Raw genomic sequence first — 14,540 nt, 5'->3', positions numbered from 1 at the left:
AATTACAAACATGAACTCTCGGCATTACGCCGTACAACCGTGCGCCGTGTTTCATTCCTCGTCGAACCAGTGGGCGCGGGCGCGCATGATCAGGTCGCTGGCCTCCTGTTCCTGCAGGCCGGCGATCTCGGCCAGCTCGTCGGTCGACAGCTCGGCCAGATCGTCACGCGTATGCACCTGCCGTTCGGCCAGCTTGGCGGCCAGCTCCGGCGTGATGCCCTCGAGTTCGAGCAGGTCCTGGGCCGTTTCAAGGCGCTCTTCCTGGGCGATCGCCTCGGTCAGCAGCGCATTGCGGGCACGGGCACGCAGCTCATTGATGGTGTCCTCGTCGAATGCCTCGATCTCCAGCAGTTCCTGCATGGGCACGTAGGCAATCTCTTCGATACCGGTGAAGCCTTCATCGATCAGGATGTCGGCCACTTCTTCGTCGACGTCCAGCTTGCTCATGAACGTCGCGCGCAACGCGGCACGCTCGGTCTCCTGGCGGTTGAGGCTTTCCTCCGGCGTCATGATGTTGATCTGCCAGCCGGTCAGCTCGGACGCCAGGCGCACGTTCTGACCCTTGGCGCCGATGGCCTTGGGCAGGTTTTCCTCGTCGACCACCACGTCCATGGCGTGCTTGTCTTCGTCCACCACGATGGACTCGACGTTGGCCGGCGCCAGCGCGCCGATCACGAATTGCGCCGGGTCTTCCGACCACAGCACGATATCGACCTGCTCGCCGCCCAGCTCGTTGCGCACGGCGGTCACGCGCGAACCGCGCATGCCCACGCAGGTGCCGATGGGATCGATGCGCTTGTCGTAGGCCACCACGGCGATCTTGGCGCGCACGCCCGGGTCGCGCGCCGCGGCCTTGATTTCCAGCAGGCCCTGCTCGATCTCGGGCACTTCGTTCTCGAACAGCTGGCGGATGAACTCGGGCGAGGTGCGCGACAGGATCACCTGCTGGCCGCGCGCGGCGTGGTCGACCCGCAGCACGAAGGCGCGCACGCGGTCGCCGACCCGCAGGTTTTCCTTCGGGATCATCTCGGAGCGCGGCAGGCGCGCTTCGATCTTGCCGGTTTCGATGATCACGTCGCCCTTGTCCATGCGTTTGATGGACCCGGAAATGATCGTCTCGCCACGGTCGAGGAAGTCGTTGAGGACCTGCTCGCGCTCGGCGTCGCGGATCTTCTGCAGGATCGCCTGCTTGGCGGCCTGCGCGCCGATGCGGCCGAACTCGACCGGCTCGAGCGCTTCCTCGATGTACTCGCCGACTTCGATATCGGGCGCCAATTCGCGCGCATCGGACAGCAGCTCCTGCTTGTCGGGCTCTTGCAGGCCAGCCTCGTCGGGCACGACCAGCCACCGGCGAAAGCCTTCGTGGCCGCCGGTTTCACGATCGATGGAGACACGGATGTCCGCGTCGTCCTTGAAGCGCTTTTTCATGGCCGAAGCCAGCGCGCTTTCGAGCGCCCCGAACACCACTTCGCGGGTGACGTTCTTTTCGCGCGCCAAAGCATCGACCAACAGAAGAATTTCGCGACTCATCGCTTTTTGCCCTTGAAATCCAGAACGGGATCCAGCTTTGCGCGCTCGATGTCATCGAGCGTGAAGCTCAGCACCTGGATATCGTTCTTCTTTGCCTCAAATTCGAGACCGAATACGGCCTTGCCCGCACCGGCGGTGTCATCCTGGCCGGACGCGCCACCCGCCTCGGGCGCGTGCAGCGTGCCGGAGAACACTTTGCGCCCGTCGAGCGCCTCTCTCAGCTTGATCTCGATACGTTCGCCCGCGAAACGGCGGAACTCCGCCTCGTTGCGCAACGGACGATCGACGCCCGGCGACCCGACTTCGAGGCGCTTGTAGTCGATGTTCTCGACTTCGTACACGCGCGACAAATGGCGGGACACCTGCTCGCAATCTTCAATACGCACGCCATCGACCCGGTCGATGGTGACGCGCAACAGCCCCATGGCGGCACGTTCGACATCGACCAGTTCGATGTCCATGCCCGCCAGCGCTTCTTCGGTCAGTGCGAATAAATCAGCCATACACTCAAAAAAAATGGGCTGCACGCCCAGCCCACCGTATTGCCTGGCCCCCGGCCGGGCGCTGCTGACAGCGCCGCTTGCCGAACCCAAGCCCAAAATTGCGACCCAAAATATATTGCAAAAATCGGCCGCGCTTGCCCGCGGCCCGCTGGTGGCCGCGTGCGCATTCCAGGTTCCCCTGGCGCGCCGCCCACCCGGCTGGCCTGCCCTGCAAAGGCAAACCCGGCGCACTTGCGACTCACGCGCCAAATAGCGCAAATCACATCAATCACGCGCCAAAGCGTGCACAACGTGCATTCAAAAGCCGCTGCGCGCAACGCCGTGCTGCGCGCGCATTGCCCTGCAAATGCACTGCGCGCCATGAAAACCGTTGATTTTACCAGATAAACCGGAAATTTGCCTGATACGCCGGGAGCTTACGGATAAGCGGGACACATCCGATCCTCATGGCGCAGCGCATCAACGTCCGCGCCCGCCTCGCCCGCCCAGGAAACCGAGACGGGACTCGTGGGCGCCAGCGCCCTTGGGCTGCCAATCGTCGCCCCGGCCGCCGCCACCGCCGCCACCGCGACGCGCGCGCTGCGGCTTGGGCGCGGCCGGGCCGCGGTTGCCTGTCGGCGAGGCGGGCTTGGCCACCCCCGCCACCTTGCCGCCCGCGCCGGCCGCCTTGTTGCCGCCGGCACGGCCGCCCGCGCCCTTGGCGCCAGGCGCCGTGGCGCGCCCCCCGGCCTTCTTGCCGCCACGCGCGCCCGCCGGCTTGGCCGCCGCGCCCTGGCCGCCGCCCTGGCCACCCTGGCCGGCGCCGCCCTGCGCGCCCGCCGCCTTGCGGCCCTGGCCGCGCTGCGGCCTGTCGCCGCCGGCCTTGCCCTTGGCAGGCTTGCCCTTGCCGCCCCGCCCAGCCGCGCTGTCGTTGCCCAGCGGATGGCCATTGGCATAGCCGCCGGTAATCATCAGCCCGGTCCCGAACGGGTCGGACGGACACGCGGCCGCGCTGCCGGGACGGCCGCCCTGCAGCTTGCCGCGACGGCCGATGCGGGCGCCGTTCATGCCATTGCGCTCCAGCGTGCCGAAGCCCGGCGGCAGCGCGCTGTCATGCGACTGGGGCTGGCGCGATTTGCGCCGCCCTTCGGACTCGTCCCCGTCGCGCAGCAGGCCCAACTGAACCATCAGGGCGGTCACCAGCGAACCGTCCAGCTCTTCCCAGCGGCCGCGGCGCAGGTTGCGCGGCAGCACGATATCGCCGAAACGCGTACGGATCAGGCGGCTGACGGTCACACCCACCGCCTCGAACATGCGGCGCACTTCGCGATTGCGCCCCTCCTGCAGGGTGACGCGATACCAGCGGTTGCTGCCGTCGCCTCCCAGGTATTCGAAAGAGCCGAAAGCCGCCTTGCCGTCATCCAGCTCGATGCCCTCGGTGAGCGACTTGCGCTGCGCGTCGTCCATCTCGCCCAGGACGCGCACCGCGTATTCGCGCTCGGTACCGTAGCGCGGATGCATGATGCGGTTGGCCATGTCGCCGGAGGTCGTGAAGATCAGCAAGCCTTCGGTATTGAGGTCCAGCCGCCCCACGGACAGCCACTTGCCGGTACGCAGCTTGGGCAGCCGGGCGAACACGCTGGCGCGCCCGCCCGGGTCGTCATGGCTGACGATCTCGCCGGCCGGCTTGTGGTAAAGGATGACGCGCGGCGGCTTCTTGGCATTGGGGCGTGCAATCGGCTTGCCGTTGACGCGCACCTGGTCGTTGGGGGCGACGCGCTGGCCGATGTGGGCCGGCTCGCCGTTGACCGACACCCGGCCGGCAACGATCAGCTCTTCCATTTCGCGGCGCGAACCGATCCCGGCATCGGCCAGCACCTTGTGCAGCTTGGGCATCACCGCCTCGCTGTTCAGGTACTTGCCCAGGCGCTGCTCGATACGCGCCGCATTGTCCAGGTAGGCCAGCGCCTGGTCGGCGTCGCGCTCGCTGGCGCGGGCGTCGCCCTCGGACTGGACGGCAGGCTGGCCGCCCGCCTCGTCGGCGCCGGCCTCGCCAGCGGCGGCCGCATCGCCGCGACGGCGGCGAAACGGCGTGCGCAGCTTGCGGCCACGCGCCCGGGCTCCGCCCTCGCCGTCGCCGGCCTCGCCGGATGCGGCGGGCTCGCCGACGGGCGGCTGCGCCACCGGGGATTCATTATCAGGAAAGGAATTATCGTCTTGCATCGTTGTATTCGTTGTCACTGGGACAGCTCCGAATTTCAAACTTGGGGGAGCCGGCCGGATGCGGCAGACTCGTCATCTTCAGGATCGGACACCACGCCATCGGCCTCCTCGCGTCCCGGCGCCGGCTCTGGGGCCGGCGGGGTGGCGGGCTCGGGCGTGGCCGGCACGATTTCGGGCTGCGGCTCGCCAGGATCGACCTCGGGCGCCGGCACGTGCGGGCGCGCCTCGGCAGGCTCGTCAGGTAGGGATATCTGGTCTGGCTGGAGCGGAGGGACCTCGACAGGCCCATTCCCATCATCCGGCGCCGCGCCGGCGGACTCGTGCGCCGGTTCGGCAACACCTGCGCCGGGCAGGCTGGCGGCCGTGGTTTCGGCCGGCTCGTTCGTATCATCGTCGGCGGATACGGGCGGAGCCGGCGCCGGCGACACGGCGGATTCTACGCTATCCGCGGCCGCCTGCGCCACCTCCGGCGGCGCATCGCCCAGCGAGGCAGCCACCTGCCCCGCGGCATCGTCACCGGCCGCGCCGTCCTGGACAGCATCGCCCTCGACTGCCTCGACCAGCACCTCGGTGCCGCCCAGGTCCAGCCCCGCCAGCGCGGCGGCGGCCTGCGCCGACTCCAGCGGCGGCAACTCATCCAGCGCACGCAGGCCCAGGTCATCGAGGAACTGCCGGGTGGTGGCGAACAGCGCCGGCCGGCCCGGCGCATCACGATGACCGATGACCTCGATCCAGCCACGGTCTTCCAGCACCTTGACGATCTGCGACGACACCGTCACGCCGCGGATGTCCTCGATATCGCCGCGCGTCACGGGCTGCCGCCAGGCAACGATGGCCAGCGTCTCGAGTACCGCGCGCGAATACTTGGGCGGCTTCTCGGGATTGAGCCGCTCGAGGTAGCGCTGCATCTGCGGCCGGCTCTGGAAACGCCAGCCCGAGGCCAGTTGCACCAGCTCCAGGCCGCGCTCGTTCCATTGCACCTGCAGCGCTTCCAGCCAGGCGCGCAATGCGTTGTTGTCGAGATCCTGGTCATCACCGAACAGCTTGCGCATTTCGGCGAACTGCATCGGCTGGGACGCGCACAGCAGCGCGGTTTCCAGCACGAGTATTGCCTCGCTATCGTTCATCGGCACTCACAAAATAAGGGGGCAAACTTGCGCTAAATCGGGATTGAGATTAATATTCTTCTTCTCAGACGCGGGGTGGAGCAGTCTGGCAGCTCGTCGGGCTCATAACCCGAAGGTCGTAGGTTCAAATCCTGCCCCCGCAACCAAATCGTTGATCAAGGCCTGGCACATCGTTGCCGGGCCTTTTTCATTGGCGCGGCGCTTGCCGCCGGGCGCAACGGCGCCACGCACGCCGAGCGACACGCGACGAGCGCGCACGGCCGCCCCGGCAGCCTGGGCATGATGAGCCCGGGCTTGAAAAAACGCATGACCGGAAATACGGATACTGGCGCTCACGAATATCTTGTTCAATCAAACTGGATCACGGCGGGACCACCCCATGCCGGCTGCGCCGACGCGGCCGTCGAACCACGGCCGCGCGACGCCCGTGCCGGCCCGCCAGCTATGCCGCGGCCCGGCATGCCGCGAAATGGCGCGCCAGCCGCCGCACCGACATGGCGGCGCGACATCGGCAAACCGCATCGCGGGCATGGCCCACAGACCGAGGCTTTCTTGACCGTAGCCGGCAGCGGCTGCAAGCGCCTGCATCCAGGCGCCGGGGCAGGCGCGCCACGGCAATCGCAAACAATGAATCCGCCAGGGCGGGCCCGCCTGCGTGGCCCGTTCCGGACCAGGGCGCGGCCCCGACCGCACAACGACCACCGTACCGGCTTGTGACCGGGCGCCCGTGCCGCAAGGGCCGGGTTACGCGCAATCGTTGATCGGGGGATTCTTAGACGTATTGGAACGACATTGTGTCCGGCGGCATATCGCGCAATCAGCGCAGGCCCGCCCGGACAAACCGGTTTGGCGTCGCACGCCAGGCCGGATGTAATGTTTTGATTATACCCACAACCGCCCACCCGACAAAGCCCTCGCGACGCCCGCGCCACACTCAGCGCCCGTCCAGGGCCGCATCCCAGGGGGCGGGGCTGAAGCGCTCGGCCAGGAAATCGAGCATGGTGCGCAGTATCAGCGGCATCTGCTTGCGCGATACGTAGACCCCATGTATTCCCAGCACCGGCGGCGCGCAATCGGGCAGCAAGGGACGCAGGCTGCCCGCGGCGATCTGCCCGGCCGCCAGGTAGGTGGGCAGCATGACGATGCCCGCGCCGGCCAGCGCCGCCCGCATCAGCACGTCGGTTTCATTGGCCGTGATATTGCCGCCGACCGGCACTTCGATGGGCTCGCCGGCGCGCTCGAAACGCCACAGGCTGCGGCCGAAATACGAATGCGTCAGGCAATTGTGCAGTGACAGGTCCTCGGCCCTGGCCGGCGCGCCGTGCTGCTGCAGATAGTGCGGCGCGGCGCAGACGACCGACCGGCAGTCGGCCAGCCTGCGCCCGATCAGGTTGGGATCGAGCTCATTGGTGATCCGCACCGCCAGGTCGACCCGCTCCTCGACCAGATTGACGGCGCGATCGACCAGCAGCAGGTCGATGCTGGCGGCCGGATGGCGGCGCACGAACTCCGCCACCGCTTCGGCCAGCTGCGCGCCGCCGAACGACATGGCGGCCGTGACACGCAGCAGCCCGCGCGGCTCGGCGTCGGGCGCGGCCACCGCCTCGCGCATGTCGCCCACCATTTCCAGCATGCGGCGGCAGCGCGGCAGGGTTTCCGAGCCGGCCAGCGTCAGGCTCAGGCGGCGGGTGGTCCGGTGCAACAGCCGCACGCCCACCCATGCCTCGAGCTCGGCCAGGTAGCGCGACACCATGGCGCGCGACATGCCCAGGTGCATGGCCGCCGCCGACAGGCTGCCGCGATCGGCGACCTCCACGAACACCTGCATGGCTTTCAGACGATCCAAGATTGTCTCGCTTTATGCATCAGACTGTTCTGTTTATACCGTATTTTGATGCGTTTCAAGCACTTAAAATTGACGGGTCTCCAACATCCACGCCCGCACGCCCCTCCCCCATGAATGCCCCGTTGAGCCTTGCCGCCCAGGAACAGATCTTCCAGGCCGCCCGCACCTTCAATCGCTATACCGACCAATCGATCAGCGACGCGACCCTGCTCGAACTGTACGAGCTGATGAAATGGGGACCGACCGCGATGAATTCGCAACCTGGCCGGTTCATCTTCCTGCGCAGCGCCGAGGCACGGCAGCGCCTGGCGCCCGCCCTGTCTCCCGGCAACCTGGAAAAGACGCTGGCCGCGCCCGTGACGGTGATCGTCGCCCAGGACACCCGGTTCTACGAGCACCTGCCCACGCAGTTCAGCGCCTACGACGCCCGCCCGGTCTTCGAGAACAACGCCGATGCCGCGCGCGCGACCGCCATGCGCAACAGCTCCCTGCAGGGCGCCTATCTGATCGTGGCCGCGCGCATGCTGGGGCTGGACGCCGGCCCCATGAGCGGCTTCGACGCGGCCAAGGTGGACGCCGAGTTTTTCCCCGACGGCCGCTGCAAGTCCAACTTCCTGGTCAACCTGGGTCATGGCGACCCGGCCGGCAACTATCCGCGCGGCCCGCGCCTGCCATTCGACACCGCGGCGCAGATCCTCTGAGCGCGGCAGGCCGCGCGCCGCGGCCTCGCCCCCGGACAGGGGCCGCCCAGCGCCCTCACCCCTGCCGCAGCCGCCTGGCGACATCGGCCTGGACCGCATCCCGATCCAGGCCGCGCAGGATGAACACCAGGCGCGACTGGCGGTCGTCGCCCGGCCATTGCGGCAACGGCTCCAGCGGATACAGTTGGCGGTGCACGCCATGCACCGCACAGGGCAAGGCTTCCGCCTCGAAACACACCAACCCCTTGACGCGCAGGATACCGCGGTCATAGACCGCCTGGATTTCCGACATCCGCGCCAGGAACATGCCGCGCGTGAGCGGCACGGACAGGTTCAGGGAAAAATGCGCCACATTGGGATGCGGGCCGCCCGGCGGCGTGGCAAACGCGCTCAGCCAGCGCCCCATGGGCGCGGCCTGCCGGCGCTCGCGCACCAGGAAGTCGCCGCGCAGCCGTTCATCCAGCGGCTCGCCGCGCCGCACCACGCACGTGGGCACGCCCGGATTGGCGCGCGCCACATCGCGCATGGCGCTGGCCAATTGCGCCCGGCCAGCCAGGTCCGCCTTGCTGAACACGACCAGGTCGGCCAGCGCGATCTGCTGGGCCGCCTCGGGCTGCACCATCAGCTGTTCGCGCACGCGCTGCGCGTCGGCCAGGGCGATCGCGCCATGGTACGCGTAGCGCTCGGCCAGGAACGGATCGTGACGCAGCGAGAACATGACCGAGGCGGGCCCGGCCAGGCCGGTTGTCTCCAGCAGCACCCGCTTGAACGGCTTGATGCGGCGGCGCACCGCCAGCATGAACAGATCGCGCAGCGTATCGACCAGCCCGCCGCTGGCGGTGCAGCATATGCAGCCGCCCTCCAGCAGCACGATACGGTCATCGACATTGCGCACCAGATGGTGGTCCACGCCTATGTCGCCGAACTCGTTGACGATGACCGCCGCCGCGGCGTACTCGGGCTCCTGCACCAGACGATTGAGCAGCGTCGTCTTGCCGCTGCCCAGGAATCCGGTCAACACCGTCACGCCGATGCGACTGTCTTGCTTGAACGCATCCATCGCTTTCCCATGCGCGGGCCCGTCCCGCGCCATTGCCGCCCCGGCACGGCCTCGCCGCCCATGCCAAGGGCAGCGGCCGCGCACGACGCAACACCTATTGATCATCCCGCGGGCCGCCCGCGGGCTTGCACATGCGCCTCCCGCGTTTGCACGCCCGGGGACGTGCAGTAAGCTGAGGTTTTGCCCCCTTCGCACAGGGAGGTTCTTGTTATGGCCATGCATCACGCCCGCTCGGGCGAATTGATCGACTTGCGCCCGCTGGGCGAATCGCTGCGCGAAACCGTCTCGCAGGCGCTGGTGCGCGCCGACCACCTGGAAGTGATGCGCCTGGTGCTGCCGCGCGACCACCAGCTTCCCAGCCACGCCATCGACGCCAGCGCGATCACCATTCAGTGCCTGGAAGGCGCCGTCATGCTGACCGCGCAGGACACGACGCAACGCATGCCCGCCGGCACGCTGGTCTACCTGGCGCCAGGCGTCGCGCACGCCGTCAAGGCCCTGGAAGACAGCACGCTGCTGGTCACGCTGATGCTGGCGCGCCCCTGATGGCGGCCTGCCCGCAACGCAAGCCCGCCGGCCGCCATTCTATCCAATCGGACTGCGCCCGCCGCGCGGCAGCGCCCGGCCACAGGCGATGCCGACCGCGCAATGCAAAAAGCCGCTCACTAGCGTGAACGGCCCTTTTGTGTCGACGGTGTCGGTACTGTCGACGATACGGCAAAAAATTCTTTTGGCTCCCCGAGCTGGGCTCGAACCAGCGACCTGCGGATTAACAGTCCGTCGCTCTACCGACTGAGCTATCGGGGAACTGCCAAGAAACGAGATTATGACGACTTTTTTTTAAGTGCGCAAGTCACCCCGCCCGATGCATGTTTATCCGGCCCGGGTTTCTCATCGCGATTTTTTTCTGATATCATCTCGGTCTTTCCTGGATACGCCCACCCGCACGGGGCGCGGCATCCGAGAAACAGGTTTTGGCCGGCATAGCTCAGTTGGTAGAGCAGCGCATTCGTAATGCGAAGGTCGGGGGTTCGACTCCTCTTGCCGGCACCAGAAAAAAGGGCAGCCCATCAGGGCTGCCCTTTTGCTTGGGCGCGCGGCTATTCGGCGTCGGGCTGCGCGGCAGGCGCTGCCTGCTGGAACGCAGGCAGTTCGGCGCATGCCGCTTCGATGCGGGCCAGCGTCGGCATGGCCGACAGATCGCAGCCGAAGCGGCGCGCATTGGCCAGCTGCGGCACCAGGCATAGGTCGGCCAGGGTCGGCGCATCGCCATGGCAGAAGCGCCCAGTCTGCGGCGCATCGGCCAACATGGCCTCGACCCCCGCCAGGCCCAATTCCACCCAGTGGCTGTACCAGGCGTTCTTGGCCTCTTCGCTCACCTTGAGCTCATGCTTGAGATATTTCAGCACGCGCAGGTTGTTCAGCGGATGGATGTCGCAGGCAATGGTCTGCGCGATCGCGCGCACGCGGGCGCGCCCGAGCGCGTCGGAGGGCAGCAGCGGCGGCTGCGGATGGGCTTCCTCGAGATACTCGACAATGGCCAGCGACTGGGTCAGGACCGCATCGCCGTCGACCAGCGCCGGCACCAGGCCATTCGGATTGAGCGCGCGGTACTGCGGCGCCAATTGCTGGCCGCCGTCCTTGAGCAGGTGCACGGCGCGATAGTCGTACGGCAGGCCCTTCAGATTGAGGGCGATGCGCACCCGATAGGCGGCCGAACTGCGGAAATAGCTGTACAACTCCATTTTGCCTCCAGCTGCGCGGGCTGCGCCGCGCGTCGTTGTCATTCGAGGGATTCGGTCTGGGCGATCTTGCGCGACAGGCCCTTGGGCAGGGGGAAGGCCACGCTTTCCTCCAGGCCCGGCATGGTGCGGACCGACACCGCACCGAGTTCGCGCACGCGTTCGACCACCTGCTGCACCAGCACTTCGGGCGCCGAGGCGCCGGCCGTGATGCCGATGCGCCGCCGCCCCTTGAGCCACGCCGGGTCGATGGCGTGCGCGCCGTCGATCAGGTAGGCGGCCACGCCCTTGCGCTCGGCCACTTCGCGCAGCCGGTTGGAATTGGAGCTGTTGGGGCTGCCCACGACCAGCACCAGGTCGCACTCCGGCGCCAGCACCTTGACGGCGTCCTGGCGGTTCTGGGTGGCATAGCAGATGTCGCTTTTCTTGGGCTCGACGATGCCCGGGAAACGCGCCTTGAGCGCGCCCGCGACCGCCGCGGCGTCGTCCACCGACAGCGTGGTCTGCGTGACATAGGCCAGGTTGCCCGGATCGCCGACCTGCAGGGCCGCGACGTCCTCGACCGTTTCGACCAGGTACATGCCGCCCTGCGCCTGCCCGAGCGTGCCCTCCACCTCGGGATGGCCCTTGTGCCCGATCATGACGATCTCGCGCCCGGCCGCGCGCATGCGCGCCACCTCGATGTGCACCTTGGTCACCAGCGGGCAGGTCGCGTCGAACACCCGCAGGCCGCGCGCCTCGGCTTCGCCGCGCACCGCTTGCGACACGCCGTGCGCGGAGAACACCACGATGGCGCCGGCCGGCGCCTGGTCCAGTTCGTCGATGAACACGGCGCCCTTGCCGCGCAGGTCCTCGACCACGTAGCGGTTGTGCACGATCTCGTGGCGCACATAGATCGGCGCACCGTGCAGCTCGAGCGCGCGCTCGACGATGTCGATGGCGCGATCCACGCCGGCACAGAAGCCGCGCGGCTGCGCCAGCATGACTTCGGCATCGGCGGCGGTAACTTCAGCGGTCATCACAGCACTCCCAGGATGGCGACATCCACGCGCAAGGCCGTGCCGGCCAGCGGATGGTTGAAGTCGAACATCGCCCAATCGGCGTTGATTTCCTTCAGCACGCCCGAATAGCGCCCGCCGTTGGGCGCGGCGAACTCGACCAGGTCGCCGGGCTCGAAGGTGGCATCGGCGCCCGCATGCTCGGCCAGCATGGCGCGCGTCACTTTCTGGACCAGGTCCGGATTGCGCTCGCCATAGGCCTGGGCCGGCGCCAGCGTCACGCTGAAGCGCTCGCCCTCCGCGCGGTCGAGCAAGGCGGCTTCGAGGCCGGGGGCCCACTGGCCGCTGCCCATCTGCAGCGTCGCCGGACGACCGTCGAAGGTATCCGTGAACACCGAGCCTTCGGCAGGCCCCGAGGCCAGCACGATGCGGTAATGCAGGGTGAGGTAGGAGTCCGGACGGACCAAAACATTCACATTCTCAGAGGCGGCGCTCAAGGTCTGTCACCGTATGGCAATCCAATAAAGATCTGATTTTAGAGCTTATGCCATGACTCTGCCCGCCCCCCTGCCCCGCGCCGACTGGCCGCGCGAACGCCTGCTGCGCCACGGCGCCACCGCGCTGAGCGATCCGGAGCTGCTGGCGCTGGCGCTGCGCACCGGCGTGGCGGGCTGCAACGCGGTCCAGCTGGGGCATGACCTGCTGCGCCGGTTCGGCGGCCTGCGCGGCCTGCTCGGCACCTCGCCGGCCGAACTGCAGGCGGTGCCCGGACTGGGCACCGCCAAGGCCTGCGTACTGGCCGCGGTGCTGGAACTGGCCCGCCGCACGCTCGAGGAAGACCTGGCGCGCCAGGATGCGCTGGCCAACCCCGACCTGGTGCGCCGCTATTGCCAGGCGGCCCTGGGCCACCGCCAGGTCGAGCACTGCATCGCCCTGTACCTGGACGCGCGGCTCAAGCTGATCGTCTGCGCCGAAGTCGCGCGCGGCACCTTGACCCAGGCGCAGATCTACCCGCGCGAAATCGTCCGCGAGGCGCTGCGCCACCACGCGGCCGCGCTGATCCTGGCCCACAACCATCCGGGCGGCACCGCCGCCGCCAGCGCCGCGGACATCGCCATGACGCGCCAGGTCAGGCAGGCGCTGGCCCTGATCGACGTGCGGCTGATCGACCACGTCATCGTGGCCGGCGCCACCACCGTGTCGATGGCCGCGCAAGGGCACCTCTGACAGGCCCAGGCATCCCGGCATCGCCAAACCCCGGGCAGTTCGTTAGACTAGGAGTCAGTCATTTCAATCCTAAACCGTTTTTTCTCATGAAGCGCCTGTGGGACATTTCGCCGCCGGTTTCGGCCGACTCGCCGGTTTTCCCGGGCGACACGCCATATCGCCAGCAATGGAAATGGTCGCTGACGCCGGATTGCCCGGTCAATGTCAGCGAGATCACCCTGTCGCCCCACGTCGGCGCGCACGCCGACGCGCCGCTGCACTATGAGAACGGCGCGGCCGCCATAGGCGCCGTCGCGCTCGAACCCTTCCTGGGACCCTGTCGCGTCATCCACGCCATCGGCCGCGGGCCGCTCATCCTGCCCGAGCACCTGGCGCACGCCCAGGCCGGCCTGCCGCCGCGGGTGCTGGTGCGCACGGCACGCCACGCGGCGCTGCAATGGTGGGTGGACGACTTCTCCGCCTATGCGCCCCAGACCATCGAATGGCTGGCCGGACGCGGCGTCACGCTGATCGGCATCGATACGCCCAGCATAGACCCCGCGTCCAGCAAGACCCTGGACAGCCATCACGTCATCCGGCGGCACGACATGCGCGTACTGGAAAACCTCCGCCTGGACGACGTGGACGAAGGCGATTACGAATTGATCGCGCTTCCGCTGGCGCTGGTCCAGGCCGACGCCAGTCCGGTGCGCGCCGTGTTGCGCGAACTGGCCTGACCCGCCCGCCATTCACGCAGCAGGACCCACTATGCCGCCCACCCCTACGCAACGCCCCGAAGCCATCGTGCACGACGAGAAAGCCCAGCTCGATTTCGCGCGCGACATGAGTTATGGCGACTACCTGCACCTGGACGAACTGCTGGGCGCCCAGCACCCGCTCTCGCCCGAGCACAACGAAATGCTGTTCATCGTGCAGCACCAGACCAGCGAGCTGTGGATGAAGCTGATGCTGCACGAACTGCGCGCGGCGATCGCCGCGATCCAGCAGGACCGCCTGCAGCCGGCGTTCAAGATGCTGGCGCGCGTCAGCAAGATCATGGAGCAACTGGTGTCGGCCTGGGATGTGCTGGCCACCATGACGCCGCCCGAATACTCGGCCCTGCGTCCCTACCTGGCGCGCTCCAGCGGCTTCCAGAGCTATCAGTACCGCCAGATCGAGTACCTGCTGGGCAACAAGAACGCCGCCATGCTGCAGCCCCATGCCCACCGCGCCGACCTGCTGGCGCAGGTGCGCGCCGCCTTCGAGGCGCCCTCGCTGTACGACGAGGCGCTGCGCTTCCTGGCCCGCAGCGGCCTGGACGTGCCGGCCGGCGCGCTGCAGCGCGACTGGACCCAGCCCTACCAGGCCGATGACCGGGTCGAACAGGCCTGGCTCACCGTCTACCGGCAATCCGAGCGCTACTGGGACCAATACCAGCTGGGCGAAAAGCTGACCGACCTGGAGGACGCCTTCCGCCTGTGGCGTTTTCGCCACGTGACGACGGTGGAGCGCATCATCGGCTTCAAGCGCGGCACCGGCGGCACCTCCGGCGTCACCTACCTGCGCAAGATGCTGGAGGTGGTGCTGTTTCCGGAAATCTGGAAATTGAGGACGGATCTCTGAGG

Annotated in this window: 14 protein-coding genes and 3 tRNA genes; 7 read left to right on the top strand and 10 right to left on the bottom strand. The window is 67.8% G+C overall.

The annotated features are described in order from the left end of the window. Positions 1-51 precede the first annotated feature (51 nt). From nusA to scpB, 4 genes are all read right to left on the bottom strand, one after another. A complete protein-coding gene (nusA, locus tag CAL11_RS08185) occupies positions 52-1,530 on the bottom strand; it encodes a transcription termination factor NusA (RefSeq protein WP_033460401.1) in 1,479 nt (492 codons plus the stop codon). Next, positions 1,527-2,033 carry a ribosome maturation factor RimP gene (gene rimP, locus CAL11_RS08180; RefSeq protein ID WP_086092634.1) on the bottom strand — a complete coding sequence of 169 codons (507 nt, stop codon included), beginning with the start codon at positions 2,031-2,033 and terminating at the stop codon, positions 1,527-1,529. Before rimP ends, nusA begins: the two co-directional genes overlap by 4 nt. A 459-nt stretch (positions 2,034-2,492) precedes the next feature. After that, entirely contained in the window at positions 2,493-4,235 is a 1,743-nt protein-coding gene (gene rluB, locus CAL11_RS08175; RefSeq protein WP_432206081.1) for a 23S rRNA pseudouridine(2605) synthase RluB, read from the bottom strand. Between the two features lie 35 nt (positions 4,236-4,270). After that, entirely contained in the window at positions 4,271-5,362 is a 1,092-nt protein-coding gene (gene scpB / locus CAL11_RS08170) for an SMC-Scp complex subunit ScpB (protein ID WP_167382462.1), read from the bottom strand. A gap of 69 nt (positions 5,363-5,431) precedes the next feature. Between scpB and CAL11_RS08165 the strand changes: the two genes are divergently transcribed. After that, positions 5,432-5,508: transfer RNA gene (locus tag CAL11_RS08165), tRNA-Met, on the top strand. 788 nt (positions 5,509-6,296) lie between these two features. Here the strand turns inward: CAL11_RS08165 and CAL11_RS08160 are convergent. Further along, positions 6,297-7,208, bottom strand: coding sequence for a LysR family transcriptional regulator (locus CAL11_RS08160; protein ID WP_086092631.1), 912 nt, complete (start codon positions 7,206-7,208; stop codon positions 6,297-6,299). 110 nt (positions 7,209-7,318) lie between these two features. On the opposite strand from CAL11_RS08160, the gene CAL11_RS08155 reads away from it, so the two are divergent. Continuing rightward, a complete protein-coding gene (locus tag CAL11_RS08155; protein ID WP_086092630.1) occupies positions 7,319-7,909 on the top strand; it encodes a malonic semialdehyde reductase in 591 nt (196 codons plus the stop codon). 55 nt (positions 7,910-7,964) lie between these two features. Here the strand turns inward: CAL11_RS08155 and CAL11_RS08150 are convergent, their stop codons facing one another. Continuing rightward, positions 7,965-8,969, bottom strand: coding sequence for a CobW family GTP-binding protein (locus CAL11_RS08150; protein WP_086092629.1), 1,005 nt, complete (start codon positions 8,967-8,969; stop codon positions 7,965-7,967). Between the two features lie 210 nt (positions 8,970-9,179). On the opposite strand from CAL11_RS08150, the gene CAL11_RS08145 reads away from it, so the two are divergent. After that, positions 9,180-9,515 (top strand): cupin domain-containing protein, encoded by a 336-nt coding sequence (locus tag CAL11_RS08145; RefSeq protein WP_086092628.1) that lies wholly within the window; start codon positions 9,180-9,182, stop codon positions 9,513-9,515. Positions 9,516-9,700: 185 nt separating this feature from the next. On the opposite strand, the gene CAL11_RS08140 is transcribed toward CAL11_RS08145, so the two are convergent. Then, positions 9,701-9,776 (bottom strand) — tRNA-Asn (locus CAL11_RS08140). Between the two features lie 170 nt (positions 9,777-9,946). Between CAL11_RS08140 and CAL11_RS08135 the strand changes: the two genes are divergently transcribed. Next, positions 9,947-10,022: transfer RNA gene (locus tag CAL11_RS08135), tRNA-Thr, on the top strand. 47 nt (positions 10,023-10,069) lie between these two features. Here the strand turns inward: CAL11_RS08135 and maiA are convergent. From maiA to CAL11_RS08120, 3 genes are read right to left on the bottom strand one after another with little or no spacing between them, the layout of a single operon-like run. Next, positions 10,070-10,714: a maleylacetoacetate isomerase gene (gene maiA / locus CAL11_RS08130; protein WP_086092627.1), complete on the bottom strand. Its 645-nt coding sequence runs from the start codon at positions 10,712-10,714 to the stop codon at positions 10,070-10,072. Positions 10,715-10,752: 38 nt separating this feature from the next. Beyond that, positions 10,753-11,730 carry a 4-hydroxy-3-methylbut-2-enyl diphosphate reductase gene (ispH, locus tag CAL11_RS08125; protein ID WP_033465830.1) on the bottom strand — a complete coding sequence of 326 codons (978 nt, stop codon included), beginning with the start codon at positions 11,728-11,730 and terminating at the stop codon, positions 10,753-10,755. Next, positions 11,730-12,206, bottom strand: coding sequence for an FKBP-type peptidyl-prolyl cis-trans isomerase (locus tag CAL11_RS08120; RefSeq protein ID WP_086092626.1), 477 nt, complete (start codon positions 12,204-12,206; stop codon positions 11,730-11,732). Before CAL11_RS08120 ends, ispH begins: the two co-directional genes overlap by 1 nt. A 52-nt stretch (positions 12,207-12,258) precedes the next feature. On the opposite strand from CAL11_RS08120, the gene radC reads away from it, so the two are divergent. The 3 genes from radC (at position 12,259) to kynA (ending at position 14,538) form a co-directional block, all read left to right on the top strand. Beyond that, positions 12,259-12,936, top strand: coding sequence for a RadC family protein (radC, locus tag CAL11_RS08115; RefSeq protein ID WP_086092625.1), 678 nt, complete (start codon positions 12,259-12,261; stop codon positions 12,934-12,936). Between the two features lie 86 nt (positions 12,937-13,022). Then, the gene (kynB, locus tag CAL11_RS08110; protein WP_033465836.1) at positions 13,023-13,652 is read left to right on the top strand and encodes an arylformamidase; all 630 of its coding nucleotides are present in this window, start codon (positions 13,023-13,025) and stop codon (positions 13,650-13,652) included. Positions 13,653-13,683: 31 nt separating this feature from the next. Further along, on the top strand, positions 13,684-14,538 hold the full coding sequence (kynA, locus tag CAL11_RS08105; protein WP_086092624.1) for a tryptophan 2,3-dioxygenase: 855 nt from the start codon (positions 13,684-13,686) through the stop codon (positions 14,536-14,538). Positions 14,539-14,540: the final 2 nt, after the last annotated feature.

It is taken from the genome of Bordetella genomosp. 6 (assembly GCF_002119705.1).
Lineage (GTDB): Bacteria > Pseudomonadota > Gammaproteobacteria > Burkholderiales > Burkholderiaceae_B > Bordetella > Bordetella bronchiseptica_F.
Note: the sequence above shows the minus strand (reverse complement) of the source record. Positions and strands in the feature narration are given on the sequence as shown.

Coding starts and splice junctions, on each gene's coding strand:
- radC (WP_086092625.1), top strand. CDS start 12,259: ATGACTCTGCCCGCCCCCCTGCCCCGCGCCGACTGGCCGCGCGAACGC.
- rluB (WP_432206081.1), bottom strand. CDS start 4,235: ATGCAAGACGATAATTCCTTTCCTGATAATGAATCCCCGGTGGCGCAG.
- rimP (WP_086092634.1), bottom strand. CDS start 2,033: ATGGCTGATTTATTCGCACTGACCGAAGAAGCGCTGGCGGGCATGGAC.
- CAL11_RS08150 (WP_086092629.1), bottom strand. CDS start 8,969: ATGGATGCGTTCAAGCAAGACAGTCGCATCGGCGTGACGGTGTTGACC.
- CAL11_RS08145 (WP_086092628.1), top strand. CDS start 9,180: ATGGCCATGCATCACGCCCGCTCGGGCGAATTGATCGACTTGCGCCCG.
- scpB (WP_167382462.1), bottom strand. CDS start 5,362: ATGAACGATAGCGAGGCAATACTCGTGCTGGAAACCGCGCTGCTGTGC.
- kynB (WP_033465836.1), top strand. CDS start 13,023: ATGAAGCGCCTGTGGGACATTTCGCCGCCGGTTTCGGCCGACTCGCCG.
- nusA (WP_033460401.1), bottom strand. CDS start 1,530: ATGAGTCGCGAAATTCTTCTGTTGGTCGATGCTTTGGCGCGCGAAAAG.
- maiA (WP_086092627.1), bottom strand. CDS start 10,714: ATGGAGTTGTACAGCTATTTCCGCAGTTCGGCCGCCTATCGGGTGCGC.
- ispH (WP_033465830.1), bottom strand. CDS start 11,730: ATGACCGCTGAAGTTACCGCCGCCGATGCCGAAGTCATGCTGGCGCAG.
- kynA (WP_086092624.1), top strand. CDS start 13,684: ATGCCGCCCACCCCTACGCAACGCCCCGAAGCCATCGTGCACGACGAG.
- CAL11_RS08155 (WP_086092630.1), top strand. CDS start 7,319: ATGAATGCCCCGTTGAGCCTTGCCGCCCAGGAACAGATCTTCCAGGCC.